The sequence below is a fragment of the Ruegeria sp. CDSA034 genome, from assembly GCF_059612275.1.
In genome coordinates this window covers 48,540-74,051 of the sequence record NZ_JBXWQH010000012.1, presented here as the reverse complement: position 1 = coordinate 74,051, position 25,512 = coordinate 48,540, and the positions used below count along the sequence as shown (strand labels likewise).

Genomic DNA, 25,512 nt, shown 5'->3' with positions numbered 1-25,512 from the left:
GTTGCCGGCCAAGCCCCGGTATCAGGCACCCCATGACGCAAACCTACACTATTACCCGCCTTGGTCATCAAGGCGACGGCATCGCTGATGGCCCCGTTTACGCTCCGCGCACCTTGCCGGGTGAGGTCGTCAGCGGCACGCTGCTGGATCAATTTCTGACAGATATCCGCGTCGAGACGCCCTCGGACCAGCGGATCAAGGCACCGTGTCGTCACTACAAGTCCTGTGGTGGATGCCAGTTGCAGCACGCGGCAGATGGATTCGTCGCAGATTGGAAAGTCGAAGTGGTGCGTACCGCGCTGGCCGCGCAGGGGTTGGAGGCGTCGATGCGCCCGATCCATACGTCGCCAGAACGGTCCCGCCGTCGCGCGACGATCGCGGTACGACGGACCAAAAAGGGCACTCTGGCCGGTTTCCATGGCCGAGCGTCAGACACGATCACTGAGATCCTAGATTGCCATTTGCTCGACCCGGCCTTGATCGCGGCCATTCCGGTGGCCGAAGCACTGGCGATTCTGGGTGGCAGCCGTAAAGGCGTGTTGGCGGTGACGCTAACCTTGTCCGAAGCCGGGCTTGATGTGGCGGTCAAAGGCGGCAAACCGCTGGACGGCCCGCTAGAGCTGGCTTTGGCACAAGCGACCGAGAAACACGGTCTTGCCCGGCTCAGCTGGGATGGTGAAGTAATTGCCATGCGCCAGCCACCCGGTCAGCGTTTTGGTCAGGCAAATGTTGTTCCGCCGCCCGGCGCGTTTCTGCAGGCGACAAAGGACGGAGAACATGCTCTGTTTAAGGCCGTTTCCGAAGCTGTGGGCGGTTCCAAACGCATTGTGGATCTGTTTGCCGGCAGCGGCACATTCTCTTTGCCCCTGGCAGAGGAGGCCGAGGTTCACGCCGTCGAGGGCGAAGCGGCGATGACGCAAGCGCTGGATCAGGGGTGGCGCAGGGCGCAGGGCCTCAAACGGGTAACGACCGAAGCACGAGACCTGTTTCGGCGACCGCTGATGCCGGATGAGCTAAAGTCTTTTGATGCTGTGGTGATCGACCCGCCACGCGCCGGGGCCGAGGCGCAAGTGACCGAACTGGCGCAGGCCCTGCGCCCGGTGGTTGCTTATGTGTCCTGCAACCCGGTGACCTTCGCCCGCGATGCGAAAATTCTCGTTAATGTGGGCTACACCCTTGAATGGGTACAGGTTGTTGACCAATTTCGATGGTCGTCACACACCGAACTTGCGGCACGGTTCACCCTGAACCCTTAAGACTTACAGGAGACTACCCGAATGGGGATCACCCAACGCCTGCTGACCCTTATCGAAGCACCAGCTTTCGGGAAGTTCATTACCGGTGTCATCATCTTCAACGCCGTGCTGCTGGGGATGGAGACATCACCCACCCTTATGGAAATTGCAGGTCCATTGATCGTAACATTGGACAGCCTTTGCCTGACCATTTTCGTTGTTGAAATTGCGATTAAACTGCTGGCTACAGGGCGCAGGTTTTTTACCAACGGCTGGAATGTCTTTGATTTTGTGATTGTCGGCATTGCTCTTGTACCGGGTGGGTCCGGTCTGTCGGTGCTGCGGGCATTGCGGATTTTGCGGGTTCTGCGTGTCATCTCGGTCGCGCCACGCCTGCGCCGCGTGGTTGAAGGTTTCATTTCGGCCTTGCCCGGCATGGCCAGCGTGTTCCTTCTTATGGCGATCCTGTTTTACATCGGTGCGGTGATTTCAACCAAACTGTTCTCGCAGACTTTCCCGGACTGGTTCGGCGATCTGGGCCTTTCAGCCTATACGCTGTTCCAGATCATGACGCTGGAAAGCTGGTCCATGGGGATCGTGCGCCCGGTAATGGAGATCTATCCTTACGCCTGGCTGTTCTTTGTGCCATTCATCATGGTGACCACTTTTGCGGTGGTAAACCTGCTGGTTGGTCTGATCGTGAATTCGATGCAAGACGCGCACCATGCCGAGGACGAAGTCAAAACCGATGCCTATCGTGACGAAGTGCTGGAGCGGCTTGAAAGCATCGAACGTCGCCTGACAGAGCAGCAAAACATCAAAAAGTGATTTCAGTTTTCACATTTTCTGGCATAATACAGAAAAAAAGAGCAGCAGGCAGTGAACATGGATCGTCGAGCATTTGGATTGGGTGCAATGGCAACGCTGAGCCTCTCAGCTTGTGCCTCGGCCAACCCCAGAATTCTAACTTACAACGGACCCGAAGTGACCTCTCTGGTCATCAACAAGGGCTCGCGGAAACTATATCTTCTGCACAATGATAAGATCCTGAAAGAATACAGGGTTGATCTTGGATTTGCGCCCAACGGCACCAAAGCAAAGCGAGGCGATGGGCGTACGCCGGAAGGCAGCTACCTGATCGATCGGCGCAATCCCAATAGCCGCTATCATCTGTCGCTGGGGATCTCGTACCCGAATTCTGAGGATGTCGCGAAGGCGAAGGCCATGGGTGTTGATCCCGGCGGCGATATCTTTATCCACGGACAACCGAACCGTCGCAAAGAGCGTAAGCGCGCCAAAAAGACGTCGGATTGGACTGCGGGCTGCATCGCCGTCAAGAATGACGAGATCGAAGAGATCTATTCAATGGTAAACCGGGGAACGCTGATTACTCTGCGCCCCTAATCGGTTTCCAGGGCCCAAATCCGAACTGCATATAGTCACGCTGGTACGCCTGGGCGACCAGCGTTTCCAGTTTGTCGTCATAAATCTCAGCAAGAGTGAACGGGGTATCCGGTTCACTGAGTTCGGGTAGGGGCGGTGTGCTGTGCCCCATCCGGCGCGCCAGGTCGGGCAGGGCTGTCGTGACCTCATCCTCTCTCAGGATCAGGTCGGGCAATGCGAAGGGCGCCATCCCCTCAAGGGCCTGCGACTGACTGCACCATGCCGCATCCACGCGTATGGCTGTCTGTTGGGCAAGGTTCTGGCGCAGGAATGTCAGGAAAGCGGAAAACGCCTCGTAATGCTGCTCAACCGGGTAATTGCCATCACGCAATTGTCCGGGGATCGGAATCTTTAACCGGTTGCGCAGGACGTGTCGGATTTTCGGATAGGCGCCGGAACCTGTGTTGAGGATATGTCTGCAAAAGGCCCGATGCGCGCGCGCCAATGGGTGTTGCAGCACGGCGAACTTTCGATGCCCGGGATTGGAAAGAAACCACTGACGCGTCTGTTTCCTGTTCTGATTGGTCAGCAATTGTTCAACATCAACATGGTCCAGCGCGGCCATCCACCTTGTTACCGGACTTTCCATTCCCCCGCGGATGGGCATGTACATCAGCGGCGTCTTTGGTGCGGCAACGTAATTCGCAACCAATGGACGTCGGCGTGGTTCGAAATTCGGAGTGCTGTGCAGGTTGAAGCTGTCGATCTGTGACAACGCCTGCTCCATCTCATCGGGGTTCGTCACTTTCGCCAGCGCCGGCCCGGGGTTTTGCGGTTTGAGTGTTTCGTCGATTGCCGACAGCCTGCCGGACACACCCAGCCAAGCGGCAAGACCATTCAACAAGTGCACCTGGTTCAGGTCTTCATAAGCAATGTAAAATGGGGTCTGGCCGCTTTGCTGCAAACGCTGCGACAGCATCAGGTGATATTCATGCTGCCGGTTCAGGTATTTCATGAACGCTTCGGCATCGAATTCGACCTGTGCTTCACGACGACGCTTAATGTTTTTCAGCTGCCACTGCTTGGTTTCGCGCGCAATCTTCAACGAGATGAAACTGTCCAGAGGGTTTCGGGTCAGAATGATCTTGGCGCAACGCGGATCGCCCAAAGCAGGTTCTAACACACGTGGATCATGTTCCTGAAAAAGGCGAAACCCGTTCAGTTCTCCTGGTGCCTGCCGGATTGCCTCAAGCAATGTAGAAGGGTCACGATCCCGCTCTTCCACCGAGATGCCCAGCAGGGTGTCGGATTTTAAGCGCCCGATGAAATGGGGATTGAACGCCTCGCCATAGCTGGTGACCCCTTCGATGGCGTTCAGGTTCGCCTCTAGCAAGTTGGAACCGGTCCGCATGGCTGCAAGAATGATAAAGTAGTCAAATTGGGGCGTCATTTATCTTTACTGCACCAGATAGGGTTTTCGATATGGCCGGACCCGGTCCGCAAAGCTGTCGTCCGGTGGGAAATCGCCCATGAGATAAGGGTGCATGCCCTGGTTCTTCAGGTTTTGCAGGAACTGGCCAAACCCGGACAGATCCACCATTTTTGGCGCTTCGGTCAGGTGGCTGGTTTGGGTGGTTCCGGTATCCTCGACCGCGGTCTGTAAAGGCTCGACCGGAGATTCAACGAATTCTGCCAACGTCCACCTGCGAACCCGCGCCTTGGTCCAGACAGAAGAAAGGATTTCCAGTTGTTTGGTTTCGATCTGCTGCAGCCGGGCGGCCTCGGCGCGGATATCGGCAAAGTTCAGGTTTGATCTAAACAGCGGGATTGCCCAGGCCCCGGTTATGACGGAAATCAGCGCATTCTTGTCCCGAGCCAAGAGCCAGTTGATCTCTTGTGTGTCAGCGGGGCCGAACTGAAAACACTGTTTTTCGCCACGCGTGTTCCATATCAGGTTCGAAAGGAAAGCCGTTGGGTTGTAGTCCCGCAGCTTTGCGCAATCGCTGAGGCCGCCGTTGACGATGGTTTCTCCGCCGGCGAATTCAGCGCGCTTCGGGTCAAACAGATGCCCGTGGACACGCGCGCCAGTGATGTTGCTCAACCAGGGTTCAAAATCTTCGAACACTTCGGAAAAGCCCTGAAAAACCGAATACGGAGAGGACGTCAGCCCGTTTTCGTTGCCGTGCCGTGGAAACCGGCTTTGCATGTACAACCCGTCACGCCCACGTGTGCGCCGTTCGACCGCTTTGGAAAACACCCGGTCAATTTTGCTTGGGTTGGGCTCTGTGGGTTTCATGGCGCCTGCCTGATCGGTCAGAAAAGCCTGATACAGTCGATCCGCGTTGGGCCAGGCTTTGCGGGCAACAAAACAATCGGACCTGCGCAGTAGCTGCAGGTGATCGTCATAGAAAATATGCGGACGACCCTGATAGTCGAACTTGGACAGTGTCAGAGACCGGCTTTCGATATGGGTGGAATACAGGCGCGCCAGCGTCTGGAAGTAACTTTCGTCAGGTATCCAGACGCGCCGAAAATACCGATCATAGGTCTCGCGCTTTGGATCCTGCAATATAGCCGACAGGGTTTGGCGGGTCAGACACCACCACTGGCTACCCATATGCGGTACAAGCCCTTCGGGTATGTGGCGTCGGATGCGCAACGCGCGTTGCAGTTTCACATAGGCGTCAAACAGTTTGCGGTTCTTTCGCCACGAGAACGGAAATCTCAGGGTAAAGCGTTCCTGATCCAAGCCTCCGATGGTCCAGCTTACATCAGAGGTAGTGGCGCTTTCGATGAAATCCACGCGCGGCCTGTCCGAGAGGTAATTGACCAGTTCATCCACTGGCCGCAAAGGAAGACAGGATCCTGAAGTCAGGAAAACATGGCGGACATCGGGAAATGTTTCAAGCATCAGTGCGGCGGCAGACTGCGAGGCGGCAACGATGCCCCACCCCCCCCAGTTGCAGACATGACGGTCAGAAAACCGGATCAGCGGGTCATTCGCACAGGCGGCAACGAATTCCGCATAGACATTGTTTGGCACTTTGCGGTCCATATGGATCACCACCGGGCACCCCGAAGACGTCCAGTGGCGGGCCACTTGCCCGGCACGGTTCAGCGCGGTGTGAACCAGCATAATGATGCCCAGATTGCTCATGCCCAGTTTCCTTTTGACATGAGGCCTAAAATCTCAAGTTGTCGCCAATTGATATAAGCTTCGGACTTGTCGCACCAGAACTCGGGCATGTCCGCCAAATGTTCGGCATAGGCGCGATATTCCCCAGAGCTGCGGTAATGCTGGCCGCGCTCCATCTCTTCCTGGGCCTTCTCGCCCAATGTGCTGATGAGTTTGGCGTGCAACAACGCACCGCTTGTTTTTTCGCCACCCCATTCATCAAACACCTGGTTCAATCCGCGTGGCAGCAGCGCATGGGTCGAGCTGACATAGACATAGCGCTTGTCCCATTTCACCAACGGAATCTTGTTCAGCGCAGGCGCTTTTTTCGGCGTGTCCTTAAAGAACACACGCGCGCGGGGTCCGCCTTGAATCCAGAGATTTCCGTAGGTCGGGTTCTTTGTGATCGTATAATTTCCTGCATCAAACCATTTGGCGATTTCGAACGGGTTTTGCCCCTCGGAATAGATGGCGTCTTCGACCGGCCCTTCGGGATACATGTCGATCAGCATTGCGCTGAAGCTGCGCACAGAGCAGCCGTCCAGCCAATCGGTAAGGGCAGGGATAGGCCGTGTGTCGCAGAACGGGTAAATAAAGAACTCGTCCGGGTCGACGGTCAGAACCCAGTGGCGGTGCGCATATTTGCGCAATAGATAGTTTGTCCAGTCCACCCCAAACGACGCACGCCTATAGCTTGCATCAGCGCGCCAGACCGACACATCGGGTTGACCCGCCAGATATTCCAGTGATCCGTCATTGCTGGCGTTATCAACGAACAGAAAATGGTTGATGCCCAGCTGCCGGTAGTAGGTCAGAAAATACGGCAGGCGAATTTTCTCATTCCGTATGACGCTGACTAGCAGGACGTCTTTCCGTGTTATCGAATTTGTATTTACGGAAACGGGAACAAGGTCGCGCCGCTTTCGAAGGCAACGCAATATACGGCGCTTGCGCCGCAATCTCATTCGGTATGAATCCAATAGGCCCACGCGACTGCCCAACCTTTGTTATTTACGCGAGCGTGCCCGGAGGCTGTACAAGCCAGAGTGGTACCGGACAATTGCCGTTTTATGCCATTTTTCCATCTTTCGAAGCAACGACTTTAAAAACCGTTAGTTTGAGTTGTGGCTTTCCCAATCAATTGTTCCCATCAGACCCAGTTGCTGCAATGAGTTCCAACCGGTGTATCGCTTGGACTCTGGCACCCACATGACCGGGTGATCCGTGATGCCGTCATAGTAGTCTGCAAACTGTTCGGGATCGTGAAAGTGTTGCCGGCGCTCTTTCTCGATCTTTGATTTTTCCACAACTTCGGGCAGGAATTTGGTGTGTAACAAGACACCAGATGGTGCTGTGCCGCCGGGCCCTCCGTAACTGGCGTTCAGATGTCGTGGCAATGCGGAATGGCACGAATTCACATAGGCGTAGCGCCGCGACCACCGGACCAACGGGATTTTGTTAAGCGTCGGGGATCGGCGTGGGGCGTCGGCAAAGAACATACGCTCGCGCGCGCCGCCCTGCACCCAAAGGTTGCCCAGCGGGCTTTGCCGCTGTGCCCGGTAGGGGGCGGCATCAAACCAACTCACCACCTCGGTCGGGTCGGTTTCAGGAGCATAGCCTTGTTCCCCCAGCGGGCCATTGGGATAAAGATCCAGCATCAGCGCGCCAAACGCTACACGTCCCTGATCATCTAACCATTTCGTCAGGTCCGGTAGGGGCCGGGTGTCATGATCGGGGTAAATCAACAACTCATCCGCATCGACCATCAGAGTCCAGTGGTGGTGCCCATAGTGCATTTGCAACCAAGTCAGCCAATCCAGCCCATAGCGCGACGTGCGATAGCTGTCCCGGGTCTGCCACAGTGACACGTCCGGCTGTTCCTTGAGAAAGGGCACCGAGCCATCGTCGCTGTCGTTGTCGACGATCAGAAAGTGATCAACCCCCAATGCACGATAATGGCGCAGGAACCAGGGCAGGCGGGTGATTTCATTGCGCAGCGTAGTGAAAGCCAGAATGCCACCGGGAATGATGTTCGCCGTGCGGTCGCTCAGACTGGACAATTGATGGCGGCTGCGAAAGGACCGCCACAACAACCGCTGTCGTTTTAGCCGCAACTTGTACATTTGCACCCATGAGATGGGCGGAAGCGTATCTTCCCCTGTACCAGTCACAACAGGCTCATTTTTCGTAGTGACCGTTCTGATGCCAGCGCCACGCATCGGCAATCATCGTCTCTAATGTGGACCTTTTGGGCGACCAGCCAAGTTCCTCGCCAGCGCGCACAGAACCAGAGACCAACTTTGTGCAATCTCCAGCCCGGCGCGGTCCGATTGCATAAGGTACGTCGCGGTTGGTGACGGCGTTGGAGTGGCTGATCACCTCCATCACCGAAAACCCCGATCCGGTGCCCAGGTTGAACACGCGGCTGTCTTTGCCTTTTTCCAACCAGTTCAATCCCAAAACGTGAGCATCGACCAGATCGCAAACATGTACATAATCGCGGATGCAGGTGCCGTCTGGTGTTTCGTAGTCCGTCCCAAAAACGGTCAGCCCGTCGCGCTTGCCGTCGATGGCGTCCAGCATCAGCGGCACAAGGTGGGTTTCCGGGCGGTGGAACTCGCCCACCTCGCCATCAGGGTCGGCACCGGCCACGTTGAAATACCGGAAGATCACGTGGTTCAGCCCGTGCGCGGCCTCGAAATCGCGCAGGATATCTTCGATGGCACGTTTTGAGGCGCCGTATGCGTTCAGCGGCAGTTGCGGCGTGTCTTCGTCCAGCACCACATTGTCATGCTCGCCATAGGTGGCGCAGGTGGACGAGAATACAAAGTTCTCACATCCGGCGGCCACCGTGGCTTCGATCAAATTCAGCGAACCGGTCACGTTGTTGGACCAGTATTTGCCGGGCTCGGACATGGCCTCACCCACTTGGCTGAGGGCAGCAAAGTGCATTACGGCCACGGGTTCGTATTTGGCGAACACCTCATCCAGTCGAGCACGATCCAGCAGATCGCCCTGTTCGAACGGACCAAACTTCACCGCGTCTTGCCAGCCGGTAACGAGATTGTCGAAGGTCACAGGCGTGTAACCGGCTTGAGAAAGCGCCTTACAGGCATGAGATCCAATGTACCCGGCACCGCCAGTGACAAGAATATTTTTCATGATCGTTCCAAATTGCGGTGCCACGCCCGGTTAGACGCCGTCTTGCAAGGGGTTAAGGTGAAAATGGGTCAATCTAACCCCATAGCGGCCATCATCTCTTCGAGTTTCGGCACATCTTGTGGGTTGTTCAATTCCCAGAATTGGCGGCCCTTCGCCTCCACCTCAACGCACAGAACCTTGCGACCATTTTCCATGAAGCGCAGCTGTTCCAGCCCTTCCAATTGCTCCAAAGGTCCCACTGGCCAGGTTGGATAGGCTGACAGCGCATCGGGGCGATAGGCGTAGACGCCGACATGGTGAAACACCGGTGTCGGTTCGGGGCCAGCAAAAGTTTCGGCAGTAAAAGGCACGACTTCTTTCGAGAAATACATTGCGCTGTGATCGGTGGCAAATACGGCTGTTGTGCCGCCGACCCGTCCGTTTTTACGATCATTCAGCAGGCTGTTCAAAGCATCTCCGTCACAACGCAGAACTGGCGTTGTGACCCCGGCATCGGGCGCGGCGCGCAGACCGGCGATCAGGTCTTCGACAAACCAATGTGGTGTCAGTGGTGCATCCCCTTGCAGGTTCACCACGATCTCGTAGCCCGCACCCAGCGCAGTATGGGCCTCGGCGCAGCGCTCGGTGCCGTTACCGCAGGTCTCGGATGTCATTACCACCTCGGCCCCGAACCGCTCGGCCACGTCGCGGATTCGGTCGTCATCGGTGGCGACAACCACCTTGTCCACACCTGACACAGAACAGGCGGCGCGCCACGATCGTTCGATCAGGGTCATCGCGTTGCCGCTTGCCCCGGTCAGCGGAACCAGCGGCTTGCCAGGGTAGCGGGTCGAGGCATAGCGGGCGGGGATGGCAATCAATACGGACATCAGGCCTCCATCAGGTCAACGCCCGGAGCGTAGGCGATAAAGAACGGGTTTGCATAGCCGTCCTTGCCGTAGGTCAATGTCGAGTGGTCATCGAAACGAACAACCTTACCGCCCGCACCCGCCAAAACGGCGTGACCGGCGGCTGTGTCCCACTCCATCGTGCGCCCGACGCGGGGATAGAGGTCCGCTTCCCCTGTTGCGACCAGACAGAATTTCAGGGACGAGCCCGCGCTTTTGCTGTCCTTGACCTGATATTTATTGATGTAATCTTCGGTCGCCTGATCGCGGTGTGATTTTGACGCGACGATCAAAAGTGCCGAATTGTTTGGTTCAGACACCGAAATCGGGGTTACGTCACCGGCCTGTGCCTTGTTAAGCGCGCCGGTTTCTTCAACCGATTGACCGTCTGCTTGCGTGTAGAACATGCGCCCCTTGGCCGGTGCATACACAACGCCCCGAGTTGGCACTCCGTTTTCGACCAATGCGATGTTCACCGTGAAATCACCGCGCCGGTTGATGAATTCCTTGGTGCCGTCCAGCGGATCGACGATCAGGAATGTGTCGCCTTTTACGGAATGTGATGCGGCCTGTTCTTCGGTCACCAGCAGAATATCCGGGAACGCGGCGCGCAAGCCTGCCGATATCAGGGCATCGGCTGCCTCGTCCGCTTCGGTCACGGGGCTGGCGTCGGATTTGACTTTGACGTCGAAATCATCCGCCTCGTAGATCCGCATGATCGTGTCCCCGGCTTCCAGCGCCAGACGTCTGATTACGGGAATAAGGGCGTCGTAGGTCACAAAAATGCTCCGTTGCTGTAGTTTGTTGATCGAAATCCTTGTGGGCCTTATGATGCGGCGGTTACGGAACGGCAAGAATTTCGTGGCAGTTTGCAGGCAGTTCAGCGGGAAAGAGTGTACTGAGTGTTTTATTTTAAGCGAAAACAGACGCTTTTGGGCAGCGCTTTCACGACCGCTGAGCTTATCTATCATGCGGTTGTGCACGGGATACGATCAAAACACGCGAATGCCGTGATCGCGATCATCATCAATATCGTGCAAATTCTCGCACTTGTGACCGTTTTTTATCTGATCTTGTCGATGTTGGGCACACGAGTGGCCAAGATCCGGGGTAACTTTATCCTGTTTCTCTTATCAGGTGTGTTTCTGTTCCTGACTCACATCAAAGCCGTCTCGACCGTCGCTGGCGTGGCTACAGGAAACAACCCGATGATGCTGCACTCTCCGATGAATATGATGGTCGCGTTGTTGGCGACCGCTTTCGGATCGCTTTATACGCAATTGGTTTCGATCCTTGTGATCCTCTTCGCCTACAGCGTCATAATTGAGCCGCTGGAGATCCAAGAGCCCGGCGGCGCGTTCTATATGCTGATCCTGGCCTGGTTTACGGGATGTGCGGTGGGTGTTGTTTTCATGGCGCTCAAACCGTGGTTCCCCGGGACTGCTGATATTCTCAGAAACTTGTACCGACGCATGAACATGATTTTTTCGGGCAAAATGGTTGTAGGGAATGCGCTGGGTGGCTTCTTGCTGAGTTTCTTTGCCTGGAACCCGTTGTTTCACATAATTGACCAATGCCGTGGCTTTGTCTTTCGTAACTACTATCCACGTAACTCCAGTTGGGAATACGCGCTTTGGGTTGGGTTGGCCTTGCTGACAATTGGATTGCTGGGGATTTTTTACACCCGCCAGCATGTGTCGGCCAGTTGGGGGGCGCGCCGCTAACTCGCCACCCGTAGGGTCAGGTTGATCCGCCCGCCTTTGGGCAACAGCTTGGATGAACCGAAACGGATGCGGTCTACCCCGTGATAGGTCAGGCGGGCGGGGCCGCCCATAACCACGACGTCGCCGGAGTTCAGCCAGATCGACTCGGTCTTGCCGCCCCGGGTTTCGTTTCCGATGCGGAAAAGGGCATCGTCGCCCAGGGATATCGACAGGACAGGCCAGGAGAAATCGGCCTCGTCCTTGTCTTGATGCAGCCCCATGCGCGCACCTTCGCCGTAATAGTTGATCAGACAGCAATCCGGATCGCGTTGGGTACTGGCAAGCTTGCGCCAGATGCCCAGTATCGTATCAGGAATGTCGGGCCACACCATTCCTTTAGGGTGCTGCGCCTGATATCGGTAGCCCCCTTTGTCAGTGACCCAACCAAACGCTCCGGCTGAGGTCATGCGCACCGACATTTCCTTGCCCGAGGGCGTAACCGGCCGGAACAGCGGCGCCGATTTCAGAATCGGGCGCAACGCCTCAATCAGTTGCGTTTGTGCCGCAACGTCCAGATAGGCTTTTCTGATGTCAAATCCGCGCAAGTGCAGCCGCGCCATTGAAGATTCCCCAATCCTTGCCAAAACCTTGTCAAAAAGGCCGCAGATTCCCGAAAACCTGCCTTTTACACCGCTTGCAGGCCTCTGATCTCGCCCTTATATACGCCGGGACGCGCGATGGTGTAGTGCTGTTGCGCAAACCAGATCGGGACCGGATGCCATAACGGGTCCGGACCTCGCGACATCGCCTTGAAGAGAAAGGGATTGAACATATGGGAAAAGTAATCGGTATTGACCTCGGCACCACCAACTCGTGTGTGGCCATCATGGACGGCTCTCAGCCAAAGGTCATTGAAAACGCAGAAGGGGCGCGGACCACGCCCTCGATCGTCGCCTTCACCGAAGATGAGCGTCTGGTCGGTCAGCCTGCAAAACGTCAGGCGGTCACCAACCCCGACAACACGATCTTTGGCGTCAAGCGTCTGATCGGTCGTCGTGTGGATGATGCAGAAGTCCAGAAGGACAAGAAAATGGTGCCGTACGCCATCGTGGATGGCGGCAACGGTGACGCGTGGGTGGAAGCTCGCGGTGAAAAATACTCCCCAAGCCAGATTTCGGCCTTCACTCTGGGCAAGATGAAGGAAACCGCAGAAAGCTATCTGGGTGAAGAAGTTACGCAGGCGGTCATCACCGTTCCCGCGTATTTCAATGACGCTCAGCGTCAGGCGACCAAAGATGCAGGCAAAATCGCCGGTCTAGAAGTGCTGCGGATCATCAACGAACCGACAGCGGCTGCGCTGGCCTATGGTCTGGACAAAGAAGAAACCCAAACCATCGCGGTCTATGACCTTGGTGGTGGTACGTTCGACGTGACCATTCTGGAAATCGACGACGGGCTGTTCGAAGTCAAATCGACCAATGGCGACACCTTCCTGGGTGGTGAAGACTTTGACATGCGCATCGTCAACTACTTGGCGGATGAGTTCAAAAAGGAACACGGTGTCGATCTGTCCAGCGACAAGATGGCCCTGCAGCGTCTGAAAGAAGCCGCGGAAAAAGCCAAGATCGAACTGTCCTCGACCTCGCAGACCGAGATCAACCAGCCGTTCATCTCGATGGGCGCCAACGGTCAGCCGCTGCACATGGTCATGAAACTGACCCGTGCCAAGCTGGAATCGCTGGTCGGCGATCTGATCAAGAAGTCGATGAAACCCTGTCAGGCCGCATTGAAAGACGCGGGTCTGTCGGCAGGCGACATTGATGAGGTTGTTCTGGTCGGTGGTATGACCCGCATGCCGAAGGTGATCGAAGAGGTCACCAAATTCTTTGGCAAAGAACCGCACAAGGGTGTGAACCCGGACGAAGTTGTTGCCATGGGCGCCGCCATTCAGGCCGGTGTTCTGCAGGGTGACGTCAAAGACGTGGTTCTGCTGGACGTAACCCCGCTTTCGCTGGGTATCGAGACGCTTGGTGGCGTGTTCACTCGTCTTATCGACCGTAACACCACGATCCCGACGAAAAAATCTCAGGTCTTCTCGACCGCCGAAGACAACCAGAACGCTGTGACCATCCGCTGTTTCCAGGGTGAGCGCGAAATGGCTGCGGATAACAAGATCCTCGGTCAGTTCAACCTTGAAGATATCCCGCCCGCACCGCGCGGCATGCCTCAGATCGAGGTGACTTTTGACATCGACGCCAACGGCATTGTCTCGGTTTCGGCCAAGGACAAAGGCACCGGCAAAGAGCAGAAGATCACCATCCAGGCATCGGGTGGTCTGTCGGACGAAGATATCGACAAGATGGTCAAGGACGCCGAAGAGAACGCCGAGGCGGACAAGGAACGCCGCGAGTTGATCGAGGCGAAGAACCAGGCAGAAAGCCTCATCCACTCGACCGAGAAGTCGATGGAAGAGCATGCCGACAAGGTCGACCCGACCACTATCGAAGCCATCGAGCTGGCGATTGTCGCGCTGAAGGACGAGCTGGAAACCGAGAATGCCGACAAGATCAAGTCAGGCATTCAGAACGTGACCGAAGCCGCCATGAAGCTGGGCGAAGCCATCTACAAGGCGCAGTCTGAAGAGACCGAGGATGAGCCTGCGGCGGCGGATGCTGATCCGGCTGGTGAAGACGATATCGTCGATGCCGAATTCGAAGATCTTGACGACGAAAAGCGTAAGTAACGGGAAACCGGGCCAATTCGGGCCGGTCCGGTCACCGGGCCGGCCCGATTACGTTGCGGCAGAAGGAAATACTGATGTCAAAACGCGACTACTATGATGTGCTCGGCGTGTCCAAGGGCGCATCAGCGGACGAGATCAAGAAAGGTTTTCGCACGAAAGCCAAGGAATTGCATCCCGACCGTAACAAGGACAACCCGGATTCCGAGGCTCAGTTCAAAGAAGCGAACGAAGCTTACGACGTCTTGCGCGATGCCGAAAAAAAGGCCGCGTATGACCGTTTTGGTCATGCCGCGTTTGAAAACGGTATGGGCGGCGGTGGCCGTCCCGGCGGCGGATTTGGCGGACAGGGCGATTTCTCCAGTGCCTTCTCGGACGTGTTCGATGACCTGTTCGGCGATTTTATGGGTGGTCAGCGCGGTGCTACCGGGGGTGGTCGACGGGCCGCGCGCGGGTCAGACCTGCGTTACAACCTGCGTGTAAGCTTGGAAGAAGCATTCTCTGGCCTGCAAAAGACGATCAACGTGCCTGCTGCCGTGGCCTGCTCGGCCTGTGACGGCTCGGGTGCGGAAGGCGGGGTTGAGCCCACAACCTGCCCGACCTGTTCGGGCATGGGAAAAGTGCGGGCGCAACAGGGCTTTTTCACAGTTGAACGGTCGTGTCCGACTTGTTCGGGTCTGGGTCAAATTATCAAGAACCCCTGTAAATCATGCGGCGGCGCCGGGCGCGTCGAAAAAGAACGCGCGCTGTCGGTCAACATTCCGGCTGGTGTCGAAACCGGCACACGCATCCGTCTTGCGGGCGAAGGTGAGGCCGGGATGCGCGGTGGTCCTCCGGGCGACCTGTATATTTTTGTCGAAGTTTCGGACCACAAGCTGTTCGAGCGCGACAGCGTAAACCTGTATTGCCGCGTTCCGGTCAGCATGGCTAAGGCAGCGCTGGGCGGTTCGATCGAAGTGCCCACCATCGACGGTGGCCGTGGTCGCGTGCAAATTCCGGCTGGCAGTCAGTCAGGACGTCAGATGCGCTTGCGCAGCAAAGGCATGCCCGCCCTTCGCGGCGGTGGCGTTGGCGATATGTTCATCGAACTGGCCGTCGAAACCCCGGTCAATCTGACCAGCCGTCAAAAAGAGCTGCTGCGTGAGTTCGACGATCTGGGCGAAGATAACCATCCGGAATCAAAAAGCTTTTTCTCGTCCGTCAAGTCATTTTGGGACGGTATGAAGGGCTGAACCTGCACACCTGAACATCAAACAGAAGCCGGTCCGTTGAGGCCGGCTTTTGCATTTCATAAGTCCAGTTTGACCGTAATCTGCATCAAAATTGGCCCTTGATTCCCCCGCCATCCCCTGAGAGTGTCGCCCCAACCGTTGGGGTGCCCTGTTTGGGGGCTGAGAGGCGTGAACGCGCTAACCCATCGAACCTGATCCGGGCAATACCGGCGTAGGGAACGGTCTTATAGTGCTTAGACGTTTTCCATGCCCGTTGCCCATTTTGAACCGGAGCAACGACATGGCACCCATTGCCTTAACAATCGCAGGATCTGACAGCGGCGGAGGGGCCGGAATTCAGGCAGACCTCAAGGCCATGTCGGCGCTTGGCGTCTATGGTGCCAGTGTGATTACCGCAGTGACGGCGCAGAATACTCGCGCAGTTACGGCGGTGCATGGCATCCCTGTGGACGTCATTGCAGCCCAGATCGAGGCTATTCTGACCGACCTGGATGTTGGCGCGATCAAGATTGGAATGCTGGCGACCCCTCAGATAATCCAATGTGTCGCAGACAGTATCGCCGAATTTGACGGGCCGGTAGTTTTGGATCCGGTCATGATTGCGAAATCCGGCGATGCGTTGCTGGCAGAAGAGGCGGTGCAAACCCTGCGCGACGTATTGTTGCCACGCGCGACCGTGTTAACGCCAAACCTGCCCGAAGCAGCTTGTCTGCTGGGCTCTGAGTCTGCGGACAGCCTCGAACAGATGATCGCACAAGGGCAAGATCTGTGTGCACTTGGCGCTGGTGCGGTTCTGATGAAGGGCGGTCACGGCAAGGGTGACATCTGCCATGACATATTGATCTCACATTCGGGCGTGATTGCTCAGTTTCAAGCGCCGCGCCGACAGACCCGCAACACCCACGGAACCGGCTGCACCCTGTCCTCATCCATAGCGGCCGGGTTGGCTAAGGGCCTTTCGCTGCCCCAGGCCGTAGCGCAAGCACATGACTATCTGCAGGGCGCCATCGCTCAGGCCGATGCTTTAAACATCGGGCAAGGTCACGGACCTGTTCATCACTTCCATCAGGTTTGGCCCGCGTGACCGTCTGGTCGATCATAGGGGCAGGTGTGGCCGGGTTGGCCGTCGCGTCCGAACTTGTCGCGCGCGGGGCCAAGGTTCAGGTGTTCGATCCCGGCGGTGCACCGGGGCCGCATGGCTGCTCATGGTGCGCGGGCGGAATGTTGGCACCGTGGTGCGAGTATGAAAACGCGGAGGAACCTGTCCTGCGTCTGGGGCAATTGGCAATCGACTGGTGGGCCAAGCGAACTCAGGTCCACAGGCGCGGCACACTGGTTGTTGCCAACCCACGGGACCTGCCGGATCTACGTCGTTTCGCCCGCAGAACTGAGGGGTTTTCCGAAGTTGATACCGGCGAAATTGCCCAATTAGAGCCTTATCTTCACGGTTTCGGAAAGGGTCTCTACTTTGATGCCGAGGCCCATTTGAACCCGCGTCAGGCCTTGTTGGATCTGTCACACCAGCTTCAGGATCACGGTGTTGAATTCCATCATGCGCGCGCGCCGACGGAATTGGACAACGCCATTGATTGCCGTGGTCTACACGCGCGCGAATACCTGCAGGACTTGCGCGGCGTGAAGGGTGAGATGCTGGTGATCCGGTGCCCAGACGTGACACTGACCCGGCCTATACGCCTGCTTCATCCACGCGTGCCGCTGTATATCGTTCCACGCGGCGACGGCGTCTACATGCTGGGCGCAACAATGATCGAATCCGAGGACAGCAGCCGAATTACCGCACGCTCGATGCTTGAGTTGCTGAGCGCAGCCTACGCCCTGAACCCCGCCTTTGGTGAGGCTGAAGTGTTGGAAATCGGTGTCGATCTGCGCCCCGCTTTCCCCGACAACCTGCCGCGTATTCGACGACTGGGACCGACAATCTACGCCAACGGCCTCTACCGCCACGGCTACCTGCTGGCCCCTGCACTGGCAAAGGGCGTGGCTGACCTGGCGTTGGACAACAAACATTCGGAGATGGTTGATGAAGATCGTACTTAATGGCGAGATGCGCGAGGTGCAGGCCGGAACTCTTGCCGATCTTTTGCAGGAATGTGGGTTTTCGGGCCGGGTGGCGACGGCTGTGAACGAGGGTTTTGTGCCCTCAAGCTTGCGCAAAGCTCGCAATATCAAGGATGGCGATCGGATCGAAGTCGTCGCCCCGATGCAGGGGGGCTGAACGATGAAGACGTTCTATGGCACACCTCTGTCGAACCCGTTGATGCTGGGCACAGCGCAATATTCAAGCCCTGCAATCTTGGAACAGGCATTTCGGGACAGCGGGGCCGGGGTGGCCACCGTATCTTTGCGACGCGAAGCAGGCGCAGGACAAACCTTTTGGCAGATGGTCCGCGATCTGAGCGTTCTTGTCCTGCCCAACACAGCAGGTTGCCATACGGTGAAAGAGGCTGTGACCACCGCTCATATGGCGCGAGAGGTGTTTGACACCAAATGGATCAAGCTGGAACTGATCGGGCATACCGACAGCCTGCAGCCCGACGTGTTCCAATTAGTCGAGGCCGCGCGCATTCTGAGCGAAGACGGGTTCGAGGTGTTTCCGTACACCACGGACGACCTGATCGTGGGTGAGCGCCTTTTGGCGGCAGGGTGTGAAGTTCTGATGCCTTGGGGGGCCCCGATTGGTTCGGGCCGCGGTCTGAACAACGAATACGCCCTGCGCGCAATGCGCGCTGAGTTTCCCGAAATACCACTGGTGATTGACGCTGGTATCGGCCTGCCCAGCCACGCCGCACATGCGATGGAGCTTGGGTATGATGCCGTTCTGCTGAACACCGCGGTGGCACGGGCCGGCGATCCCGCCGCAATGGCCAAGGCGATGAAGCTGGCCATCGAGGCCGGGCGATTGGCCTATCAGGCCGACCCGATCGAAGCGCGCGATATGGCCGAACCCTCGACCCCTGTTATTGGAAAGGCGTTTTTGTCATGAACCTCGACCGGTTTTATCCAATCTTCGACCATTCCGACTGGCTGCGCCGGATGCTGCCCTTGGGCGTGAAGCTGGTTCAGCTCCGGATCAAGGACCAGCCGGACAAGGTCGTACGCGAACAGATCGCGGTTTCGCGGGATCTGTGCCGTGCGCATGACGCTGTTCTGGTGGTGAATGACCATTGGCAGGTTGCCATCGACGCAGGCTGCGACTGGATTCATTTGGGACAAGAGGATCTGGATGACGCAGATCTGAAGGCGATCCGACGCGCAGGGCTGAAACTGGGTGTCTCGACCCATGACGATGACGAGCTTGAGCGTGTTCTGGCCATGAGCCCCGACTATGTTGCGCTTGGGCCGGTCTACCCAACGATCCTGAAAAAGATGAAATGGAAACAACAGGGCCTGCCGCGTGTCACTGAATGGAAAGCGCGCGTGGGGGAAGTCCCTTTGGTCGGTATTGGCGGGATGAGTGTCGAGCGCGTGCCGGGTGTGTTGCAGGCCGGGGCGGACATTGTCTCAGTCGTGACAGACATCACCTTGAATGCAGACCCAGAAGCCCGCGTACGTGCGTGGATCGAGGTCACCACATGAGCCGCTACGCCCGTCAGATGATCTTGCCGGAGGTCGACGCGCGTGGACAAGCCCGCTTATCCGACGCACGGGTTCTTGTGGTGGGGGCCGGGGGGCTGGCAGCGCCGGTTTTGCCTTTGCTTGCTGGGGCCGGGGTCGGGCATTTGACCATCATGGATCGCGATGAGGTCGCCCTGTCGAACCTCCATCGCCAGACCTTGTTTGCGGAGGGGGACTGTGGTCGCCCCAAAGCCGAAGTCGCGGCTGAGCGGTGTCAGGCCTTAAACTCTGAAATTACAATCTCCACGAAAAATCAGGCTCTAACCAACTTAAATTCGCAACGCTTTGTCTCACAAGCCGACGTCATTCTCGATTGCGCAGACAGTTATGCTGCAAGCTATTCGTTGTCGGACACGTGTCGCGCGCTTGGCAAACCGTTGATAAGCGCCTCGGTCCTGGGGTTGTCCGGTTATGTCGCCGGTTTCTGCGGCGGTGCCCCATCTTTGCGGGCGGTTTTTCCCGACGCGCCGGGCAGTGGTGCAAGCTGTGCCACCGCCGGTGTGTTGGGTCCCGTCGTCGGAATGATTGGCGCAATGCAGGCGCAAATGGCGCTGAGCGTTATTCTCGGGCTGGACCCTTCGCCCTTGGGGCAGATGGTACAGTTCGATGCCCGAACGATGCGAAGCACAACGTTCCGCTTTGACGATGCGCCCGAGCCCAACCATCACTTCCCGTTTGTGTCGGTCTGCCAACTGACCACGGATGATCTGATCATCGAGTTGCGCAGCCCGGATGAGGCCCCTGAACCCATTCATCCCAAAGCGTTCCGCGGGTCTTCTGAATTGGTAAAAATAGAGCCTAATAAAGGGAAAAGGCTGGCACTTTGCTGTTCAACCGGCCTGCGTGCGTGGCGTGCTGCCGAAAAATTGCAACCGGATTGGCCGGGCGAGATCGTTCTCGTCGCGGCCTCAACCTCGTGAACGAAAAGGATACGCGAGATATGAAAAAGCTGATGACAGCAATTGCCCTGCTGGCCGCTGCGCCGGCCTGGGCCGAAGACAAGATGACCGTTCTGCTGGACTGGTTCGTTAACCCCGACCACGGGCCCATCATCGTGGCGCAAGAGAACGGATACTTTGCCGACGAGGGGCTGGAGATTGAGATTGTGCCACCCGCGGATCCATCGGCCCCTCCGCGTCTGGTTGCCGCCGGTCAAGCCGATCTGGCGGTCTCCTACCAGCCGCAACTTCACCTGCAAATCCATGAGGGTCTGCCGCTTAAGCGCGTCGGCACCTTGGTCGCGACGCCGTTGAACTGCCTGCTGGTGCTACAGGACGGTCCGATCAAAACGCTCGCCGACCTCAAGGGCAAAAAAATCGGCTTCTCGGTCGCGGGCGTTGAAGAGGCCGTTCTGGGCGCCATGCTGAACGCCCATGATGTCGCGCTGGATGATATTGAGATGGTCAACGTCAATTTCTCGCTGTCGCCCTCGCTGATGACGGGACAGGTGGATGCGGTGATCGGTGCCTTCCGGAACTTTGAGCTGAACCAGATGGACATCGAAGGCGTCGCGGGCCGTTGTTTCTACATCGAGGAAGAAGGGGTACCGTCTTATGATGAGCTGATCTATGTCGCCAATCCCGACACGATGGATGCCGACAAGGTCGCCCGTTTCCTGGCTGCGACCGAAAAGGCGACCCAGTTCATCGTTAACAACCCGGAAAAAAGCTGGGATATCTTTGCCGCCACCTCACCCGAACTGCAGGATGAACTGAACGCGCGCGCTTGGGTGGATACACTGCCCCGCTTCGCGCTGCGCCCGGCGGGCTTTGATGCAGGTCGCTATGCCCGTTTCGAGGCGTTCCTGAAAGACAGCGGCATGATCGACAGCATCAATCCGGTCAGCGACATCTCAGTAGATGTGACCGTGCAATGAGCGACTATGGCAAAGCATTCGCGCTGATGCGTGAGGCGGCGCAGGGGCCGTGGCAGGATTACACCTGCCACGCTTTTGTCGAAGGGATGAAGGACGGCTCACTGCCGCGCGCGGCGTTTCTGCACTATCTGCGGCAAGACTATGTGTTCCTGATTCATTTCTCTCGCGCATGGGCGCTGGCGGTTGTGAAGTCGGAAACGCATGAGGAAATGCTGGCAGCCTCGCGCACCGTGAACGGGTTGATCAGCGAAGAGATGAAGCTGCATATCGGGATCTGCGAGGCCGAAGGCATCCCGCAGGACCAGCTGTTTGCCACGCCGGAACGTGCCGGGAACTTGGCATATACGCGTTTCGTGCTAGAGGCTGGGTACAGCGGCGATCTACTTGATCTGCTGGCGGCTTTGGTACCTTGTGTGATGGGCTATGGTGAGATTGGCACAAGACTGGCGACCGAGGCGACGTCTGACACCTATCGCGATTGGATCGCCACCTATGCCAGCGATGACTACCAAGATGCTTGCGTGGCGGTTGGAGAATTGTTGGATATGGCTCTAACGAGGCGTATTGGCGAGAATTTCGAAGCATCCCCGCGTTGGACTCGTCTGTGCCACACCTTCCGTACCGCGACCGAGTTAGAGGTCAATTTTTGGCAAATGGGCCTGACCCCATGACCTCAGCCCCCGATCTGACCGTCCGTGGTTCGGCTGCGATTGGCGACGCGTTATTGTTCGCGCGGTTGACCCTGACGCTTGCAGCAGGGCGGTGGACGTGTCTGCTGGGTGGATCGGGGGTCGGCAAAACCACCATTCTGCGCCTGATTGCTGGCTTGGACACTGGCGCAGAGTTCACCGGTCAGATTACCGCCAGTGACGGGCAATCTGTGCGGGAGCGGGTAGCCTACATGGCGCAGGACGATCTGTTGTTGCCTTGGGCGACCGTGGCGCAGAACGTCCTGCTGGGTGCGCGGTTGCGCGGAGAAAAGCCAGATTTGCGCCGCCGTGATCAGCTGATCGAACGGATGCGCCTGCAGGATCATATGGCCAAGAAGCCTGGCGAACTCTCTGGTGGGCAACGTCAGCGCGTGGCTCTGGCCCGCACGTTGATGGAGGATCGGCCCATCGTTCTGCTGGACGAGCCGTTCTCGGCCCTGGACGCCCGCACCCGCGCGGATATGCAGGACCTTGCGGCCGAAGCGTTACAGGGCCGAACTGTTCTGCTGGTCACCCATGATCCGGGCGAGGCTGCGCGGTTGGGTCAATCCATCGTGGTCATGACGCAGAACGGCATAACGCCCTGCCAGCCCCCACATGCACCGGCCCCGCGCAAGGTGGACGATCTGGAAACGCTGGAAACGCAAGGCGCGCTACTGCTGCTGTTGCGGGAGGAGGCGGCATGAAACTGCTGTCGGGCCTTGCCGCCACTCTGTTCGCGTTGGCAATCTGGCAGGCAATCGTCTCGGCAACCGGCCTTCCGAAATTCATCCTTCCGGGCCCCGCTTTGGTGGCTGAGACCTGGTGGCAAAACCGCTGGATCATTGCTGAACACACATGGGTCACGGCCGTTGAGGTCATAATCGGCCTGGCCTGCGGGACGGTATTGGGGGTCGTTACCGCGCTGCAACTGGCCAATTCCCGCGCCACGCGGGTGCTGGTGCAGCCGATGCTGGTGTTCACGCAGGCGTTGCCGGTCTTCGCGCTGGCGCCCTTGCTGACCCTTTGGTTGGGTTACGGTCTATGGTCCAAGGTCGCGATGGCGGTATTGATTATTTATTTCCCGATCACTTCGTCCTTCTTTGACGGCTTGATGCGGACCCCACCCGGATATCTGGACCTTGCGCGCACGATGCAGGTTGGCCCGCGAGCGGTGTTGTGGCACATTCGTATTCCCGCAGCCTTGCCGTCGCTGGCCTCGGGCATGCGGCTGGCGGCCGTCTATGCCCCGATCGGAGCGGTGATCGGCGAATGGGTCGGGTCGTCGCAAGGATTGGGGTACCTAATGCTGCTAGCCAATGGGCGGGCCAAAACCGATTTGATGTTTGCGGCGATGCTGACTCTGGGGGTGTTTTCGATCCTGTTGCACATGGTTGTCCGACGGGCAACTGCAGGCATTGCGGGTGAGATGCGTTAACTATTCAGAAACCGATTCTGCGGCACGGTGGTCCCATGACTCAGGACGCCTTTGCCGAAGCCCCGATGCTGTTTGAAACCGACGAAGCCCCGGTGCAACCGCTGCCGTCTGGTCGCTTGCCGTCGTATATCAAAGATCACCGCAAACGTTTGCGCGAACGGTTCATGTCTGGTGGGTCGGCGGCAATGCCGGATTACGAATTGTTGGAACTTGCCCTGTTCCGCTCGATCCCCCGGCAGGATGTCAAACCCCTGGCCCGTGCGCTGATGGATACGTTTGGCGACTTTAACCGCGTGCTGACCGCACCCGAAGAACGGCTGCGGCAAATCAAAGGCGTAGGCGATACGGTGATCACCGACCTGAAAATCCTTGAAGCGTGTGCCCATCGGATGACCCGCTCGCGGGTCATGCAACGGCACGTCGTATCAGGCTGGGACGCGCTGCTGGATTATTGCCATACGACGATGGCGCATCGCGAGACTGAGCAGTTTCGCGTGTTCTACCTTGACCGCAAGAACGTACTTATCGCGGATGAAGAACAGGCCAAAGGCACTGTCGACCACGTTCCCGTCTATCCGCGTGAGGTAGCCAAACGCGCGCTGGAGCTGAATGCCTCGGCGCTAATCTTGGTACACAATCACCCATCGGGCGATCCGACACCTTCGCAATCGGATATCGATATGACCAACCGAATTCAGGATGCCTGCGTCGCGCTGGGCCTGACGCTGCATGACCATCTGATTATTGGCAAATCGAATGAGTTGAGCTTTCGGTCCGAGGGCTATTTGTAAGGGTTACTGAACCCAGACCTCGACCCTACGATTGACTTTGCGACCCCAGTCCGTGTCATCACAGGCCATAGGCATCGCCTCGCCAAATGCGTCCACGGCGATCTCGACGCTATCCGGAATGGCTGTTTCTACCGCCGATAGCACCGCGTTGCGCACGGTTTTTGCCCGCAGCAATGCGATCCTTGCATTGGCTGTGGCCGCGCCTTCGCCGTCGCTAAAGCCCACAAAAGTGAGCTTACGGGCGTCGATAGCCCCGGTTTCGAGGGCGTGGGCCAACTGCCGGATGTTGGAACGTGACTGCGCGTCGGGTCTGGAGGAACCGGCCTCGAAACGGAACGACAGAGACAGGCGCGATTGTGGGCGCAGCGTGTCGATCATGCGCTGTAACTCTTCCAACCCGACCTCGGCACCACCTGAAACCACTGCGTTGGCCAGACGATCCCCTTGCAACCCCATCCGCATGGTTTCGGGTTCTTGATCCACAAATCCGGCATCGCGGATCGCCATCTGTGCCTCGGCGCTTTGCGAATAGGCCAGGAATTGCCGTGCGATGCGGGGCAGGCGGATTTCCGGCAGATACAGGAACATCGGCGATGTCAGCGGATAGTCTTCGGTCTTGATGGATTGCCGCGTTGCGGTCAGCGCGTGACCGCAACCGCCGGTCAAAGGCAGGCCCCGGGCAGGCCCGACCTCGGCATGGCTGGCGATACCGATGGCAAAAGGGTCATCAGCAACAGCGCGAACCAGATCGCTGCTACGGGTGTGACGGACGATTCCCTCGGCCAGCGTGGATTGAGCGGGGGCCAGCAACCGATCCTCAACCCCTTGCGCCAAACCTGAACCGGCGTCTGGTAAGTGCAGGGAAACGGGCGCATCGGGTCCTCCTAATTCAGACCAGTTTTGGATCTCGCCGGAAAACACGCTCATCAGTTCCGCGGGCGAAATTTGCCGCGCCGGGTTTTCCCGGGCCACAATTGGGACCAGCGCGTCCAGCGCGATGACCCGGGAACGCCTTGCATCTGCCAAATCACCCAGACCAGCGGTCTGCGCAGCCTCCTGTTCCGATGGGCGAATTTCACGCAGTGCCATGACGATATCGGTCTCATCGGCGATCAGATCCGCAAAGCCGCTACCTGTGTTGTTGGGGGCGAAATAGAACCGTCCCAAAGGAGCATCGCGCCCGGTCTGGTGAAGCTCGTAGGTGAATGCGCCCGAATCCAAACGCTGCGGCGTCGCCGACATCCCCTCTTGCTGGGCGAAACCAACGATCAGGGCCGGCAGTACCTTTTCCGCCATGACGGAGGAACCAGAGAACCGAACCTCGGCCACGAAATCCGTAAGGTTGGGGCAGGCGGGTCCTTCGCAGGTCACACCCGACCCATCCACTGTCAGCTCACCGAACTGCGTATCCACGCGATAGAACTCGCCATCAAAGCTCAGCAGGTTGCCTGTGACCTCGACCTTGCCGTCTTGCGAGGTCAGCGTGATATCCTGTGCGTGCACATATGACGCCAGAGTCACCGAAATCAGTGTGGCCACTGCCACACGAAAAAATGTCATAAGAA

The 25,512-nt window shown here is 57.7% G+C and carries 26 protein-coding genes and 1 riboswitch; of the genes, 17 read left to right on the top strand and 9 right to left on the bottom strand.

The features are described from left to right. Window positions 1-32 precede the first annotated feature (32 nt). Genes AC2FLJ_RS17510 through AC2FLJ_RS17500 form a run of 3 tightly spaced genes read left to right on the top strand, consistent with a single transcriptional unit; the run spans window position 33 to window position 2,639 of the window. The gene (locus AC2FLJ_RS17510) at window positions 33-1,256 is read left to right on the top strand and encodes a class I SAM-dependent RNA methyltransferase (RefSeq protein ID WP_496706962.1); all 1,224 of its coding nucleotides are present in this window, start codon (window positions 33-35) and stop codon (window positions 1,254-1,256) included. Between the two features lie 21 nt (window positions 1,257-1,277). Beyond that, window positions 1,278-2,063, top strand: coding sequence for an ion transporter (locus AC2FLJ_RS17505; RefSeq protein ID WP_472722519.1), 786 nt, complete (start codon window positions 1,278-1,280; stop codon window positions 2,061-2,063). A 57-nt stretch (window positions 2,064-2,120) separates the two neighbouring features. Continuing rightward, window positions 2,121-2,639 carry a L,D-transpeptidase family protein gene (locus AC2FLJ_RS17500; protein ID WP_496697551.1) on the top strand — a complete coding sequence of 173 codons (519 nt, stop codon included), beginning with the start codon at window positions 2,121-2,123 and terminating at the stop codon, window positions 2,637-2,639. On the opposite strand, the gene AC2FLJ_RS17495 is transcribed toward AC2FLJ_RS17500, so the two are convergent. From AC2FLJ_RS17495 to cysQ, 7 genes are all read right to left on the bottom strand, one after another. Further along, window positions 2,623-4,068 (bottom strand): nodulation protein NodH, encoded by a 1,446-nt coding sequence (locus tag AC2FLJ_RS17495; protein ID WP_496706960.1) that lies wholly within the window; start codon window positions 4,066-4,068, stop codon window positions 2,623-2,625. The two genes, AC2FLJ_RS17500 and AC2FLJ_RS17495, sit on opposite strands and share 17 nt — an antisense overlap. A 6-nt stretch (window positions 4,069-4,074) precedes the next feature. After that, a complete protein-coding gene (locus AC2FLJ_RS17490) occupies window positions 4,075-5,775 on the bottom strand; it encodes a DUF5927 domain-containing protein (protein WP_496706959.1) in 1,701 nt (566 codons plus the stop codon). Continuing rightward, the gene (locus tag AC2FLJ_RS17485) at window positions 5,772-6,758 is read right to left on the bottom strand and encodes a glycosyltransferase family 2 protein (RefSeq protein WP_496706957.1); all 987 of its coding nucleotides are present in this window, start codon (window positions 6,756-6,758) and stop codon (window positions 5,772-5,774) included. Before AC2FLJ_RS17485 ends, AC2FLJ_RS17490 begins: the two co-directional genes overlap by 4 nt. Window positions 6,759-6,905: 147 nt before the next feature. Further along, window positions 6,906-7,964: a glycosyltransferase family 2 protein gene (locus tag AC2FLJ_RS17480; RefSeq protein ID WP_496706955.1), complete on the bottom strand. Its 1,059-nt coding sequence runs from the start codon at window positions 7,962-7,964 to the stop codon at window positions 6,906-6,908. 7 nt (window positions 7,965-7,971) lie between these two features. Then, window positions 7,972-8,955 (bottom strand): UDP-glucose 4-epimerase GalE, encoded by a 984-nt coding sequence (gene galE, locus AC2FLJ_RS17475; RefSeq protein ID WP_496706954.1) that lies wholly within the window; start codon window positions 8,953-8,955, stop codon window positions 7,972-7,974. Between the two features lie 68 nt (window positions 8,956-9,023). Next, the gene (locus AC2FLJ_RS17470; RefSeq protein WP_496706953.1) at window positions 9,024-9,824 is read right to left on the bottom strand and encodes a 3-deoxy-manno-octulosonate cytidylyltransferase; all 801 of its coding nucleotides are present in this window, start codon (window positions 9,822-9,824) and stop codon (window positions 9,024-9,026) included. Continuing rightward, window positions 9,824-10,621 carry a 3'(2'),5'-bisphosphate nucleotidase CysQ gene (gene cysQ / locus AC2FLJ_RS17465; RefSeq protein ID WP_496697539.1) on the bottom strand — a complete coding sequence of 266 codons (798 nt, stop codon included), beginning with the start codon at window positions 10,619-10,621 and terminating at the stop codon, window positions 9,824-9,826. Before cysQ ends, AC2FLJ_RS17470 begins: the two co-directional genes overlap by 1 nt. A 123-nt stretch (window positions 10,622-10,744) precedes the next feature. Here cysQ and AC2FLJ_RS17460 point away from each other — a divergent pair, with 123 nt between their 5' ends. Beyond that, complete coding sequence (locus tag AC2FLJ_RS17460) at window positions 10,745-11,566, top strand: ABC transporter permease (RefSeq protein ID WP_282170611.1); 822 nt, start codon at window positions 10,745-10,747, stop codon at window positions 11,564-11,566. Here the strand turns inward: AC2FLJ_RS17460 and AC2FLJ_RS17455 are convergent. Continuing rightward, a complete protein-coding gene (locus AC2FLJ_RS17455) occupies window positions 11,563-12,165 on the bottom strand; it encodes an alpha-ketoglutarate-dependent dioxygenase AlkB family protein (RefSeq protein WP_496706951.1) in 603 nt (200 codons plus the stop codon). The two genes, AC2FLJ_RS17460 and AC2FLJ_RS17455, sit on opposite strands and share 4 nt — an antisense overlap. Before the next feature lie 212 nt (window positions 12,166-12,377). Here AC2FLJ_RS17455 and dnaK point away from each other — a divergent pair, with 212 nt between their 5' ends. The 13 genes from dnaK (at window position 12,378) to radC (ending at window position 23,947) form a co-directional block, all read left to right on the top strand. Further along, a complete protein-coding gene (gene dnaK, locus AC2FLJ_RS17450; protein ID WP_496706950.1) occupies window positions 12,378-14,288 on the top strand; it encodes a molecular chaperone DnaK in 1,911 nt (636 codons plus the stop codon). A gap of 74 nt (window positions 14,289-14,362) precedes the next feature. After that, window positions 14,363-15,517 carry a molecular chaperone DnaJ gene (gene dnaJ / locus AC2FLJ_RS17445; protein ID WP_282119766.1) on the top strand — a complete coding sequence of 385 codons (1,155 nt, stop codon included), beginning with the start codon at window positions 14,363-14,365 and terminating at the stop codon, window positions 15,515-15,517. 129 nt (window positions 15,518-15,646) lie between these two features. Then, window positions 15,647-15,752: riboswitch (TPP riboswitch) on the top strand. Window positions 15,753-15,797: 45 nt separating this feature from the next. Further along, window positions 15,798-16,601, top strand: coding sequence for a bifunctional hydroxymethylpyrimidine kinase/phosphomethylpyrimidine kinase (gene thiD, locus AC2FLJ_RS17440; protein WP_496706949.1), 804 nt, complete (start codon window positions 15,798-15,800; stop codon window positions 16,599-16,601). Beyond that, window positions 16,598-17,575: an FAD-dependent oxidoreductase gene (locus tag AC2FLJ_RS17435; RefSeq protein WP_496706947.1), complete on the top strand. Its 978-nt coding sequence runs from the start codon at window positions 16,598-16,600 to the stop codon at window positions 17,573-17,575. The genes thiD and AC2FLJ_RS17435 overlap by 4 nt, the downstream gene beginning before the upstream one ends. After that, window positions 17,559-17,753 (top strand): sulfur carrier protein ThiS, encoded by a 195-nt coding sequence (gene thiS, locus AC2FLJ_RS17430; RefSeq protein WP_282170615.1) that lies wholly within the window; start codon window positions 17,559-17,561, stop codon window positions 17,751-17,753. Before AC2FLJ_RS17435 ends, thiS begins: the two co-directional genes overlap by 17 nt. 3 nt (window positions 17,754-17,756) lie before the next feature. Continuing rightward, window positions 17,757-18,521, top strand: coding sequence for a thiazole synthase (locus AC2FLJ_RS17425; RefSeq protein WP_496697529.1), 765 nt, complete (start codon window positions 17,757-17,759; stop codon window positions 18,519-18,521). Next, window positions 18,518-19,114, top strand: coding sequence for a thiamine phosphate synthase (locus AC2FLJ_RS17420; RefSeq protein ID WP_496697527.1), 597 nt, complete (start codon window positions 18,518-18,520; stop codon window positions 19,112-19,114). Before AC2FLJ_RS17425 ends, AC2FLJ_RS17420 begins: the two co-directional genes overlap by 4 nt. Next, window positions 19,111-20,073, top strand: coding sequence for a HesA/MoeB/ThiF family protein (locus AC2FLJ_RS17415; protein WP_496706944.1), 963 nt, complete (start codon window positions 19,111-19,113; stop codon window positions 20,071-20,073). The genes AC2FLJ_RS17420 and AC2FLJ_RS17415 overlap by 4 nt, the downstream gene beginning before the upstream one ends. Window positions 20,074-20,093: 20 nt before the next feature. Then, window positions 20,094-21,029, top strand: coding sequence for an ABC transporter substrate-binding protein (locus AC2FLJ_RS17410; RefSeq protein WP_108860560.1), 936 nt, complete (start codon window positions 20,094-20,096; stop codon window positions 21,027-21,029). Further along, window positions 21,026-21,700, top strand: a complete 675-nt coding sequence (gene tenA, locus AC2FLJ_RS17405) for a thiaminase II (RefSeq protein WP_496697523.1) — start codon at window positions 21,026-21,028, stop codon at window positions 21,698-21,700. The genes AC2FLJ_RS17410 and tenA overlap by 4 nt, the downstream gene beginning before the upstream one ends. Beyond that, complete coding sequence (locus AC2FLJ_RS17400; RefSeq protein WP_496697521.1) at window positions 21,697-22,425, top strand: ABC transporter ATP-binding protein; 729 nt, start codon at window positions 21,697-21,699, stop codon at window positions 22,423-22,425. The genes tenA and AC2FLJ_RS17400 overlap by 4 nt, the downstream gene beginning before the upstream one ends. Beyond that, window positions 22,422-23,156: an ABC transporter permease gene (locus AC2FLJ_RS17395; protein ID WP_496706941.1), complete on the top strand. Its 735-nt coding sequence runs from the start codon at window positions 22,422-22,424 to the stop codon at window positions 23,154-23,156. Before AC2FLJ_RS17400 ends, AC2FLJ_RS17395 begins: the two co-directional genes overlap by 4 nt. Before the next feature lie 35 nt (window positions 23,157-23,191). Further along, window positions 23,192-23,947: a RadC family protein gene (gene radC, locus AC2FLJ_RS17390; RefSeq protein WP_496706940.1), complete on the top strand. Its 756-nt coding sequence runs from the start codon at window positions 23,192-23,194 to the stop codon at window positions 23,945-23,947. A 3-nt stretch (window positions 23,948-23,950) separates the two neighbouring features. Here the strand turns inward: radC and AC2FLJ_RS17385 are convergent, their stop codons facing one another. Beyond that, a complete protein-coding gene (locus AC2FLJ_RS17385; RefSeq protein ID WP_496706938.1) occupies window positions 23,951-25,507 on the bottom strand; it encodes a phosphate ABC transporter substrate-binding/OmpA family protein in 1,557 nt (518 codons plus the stop codon). Between the last annotated feature and the right edge of the window lie 5 nt (window positions 25,508-25,512).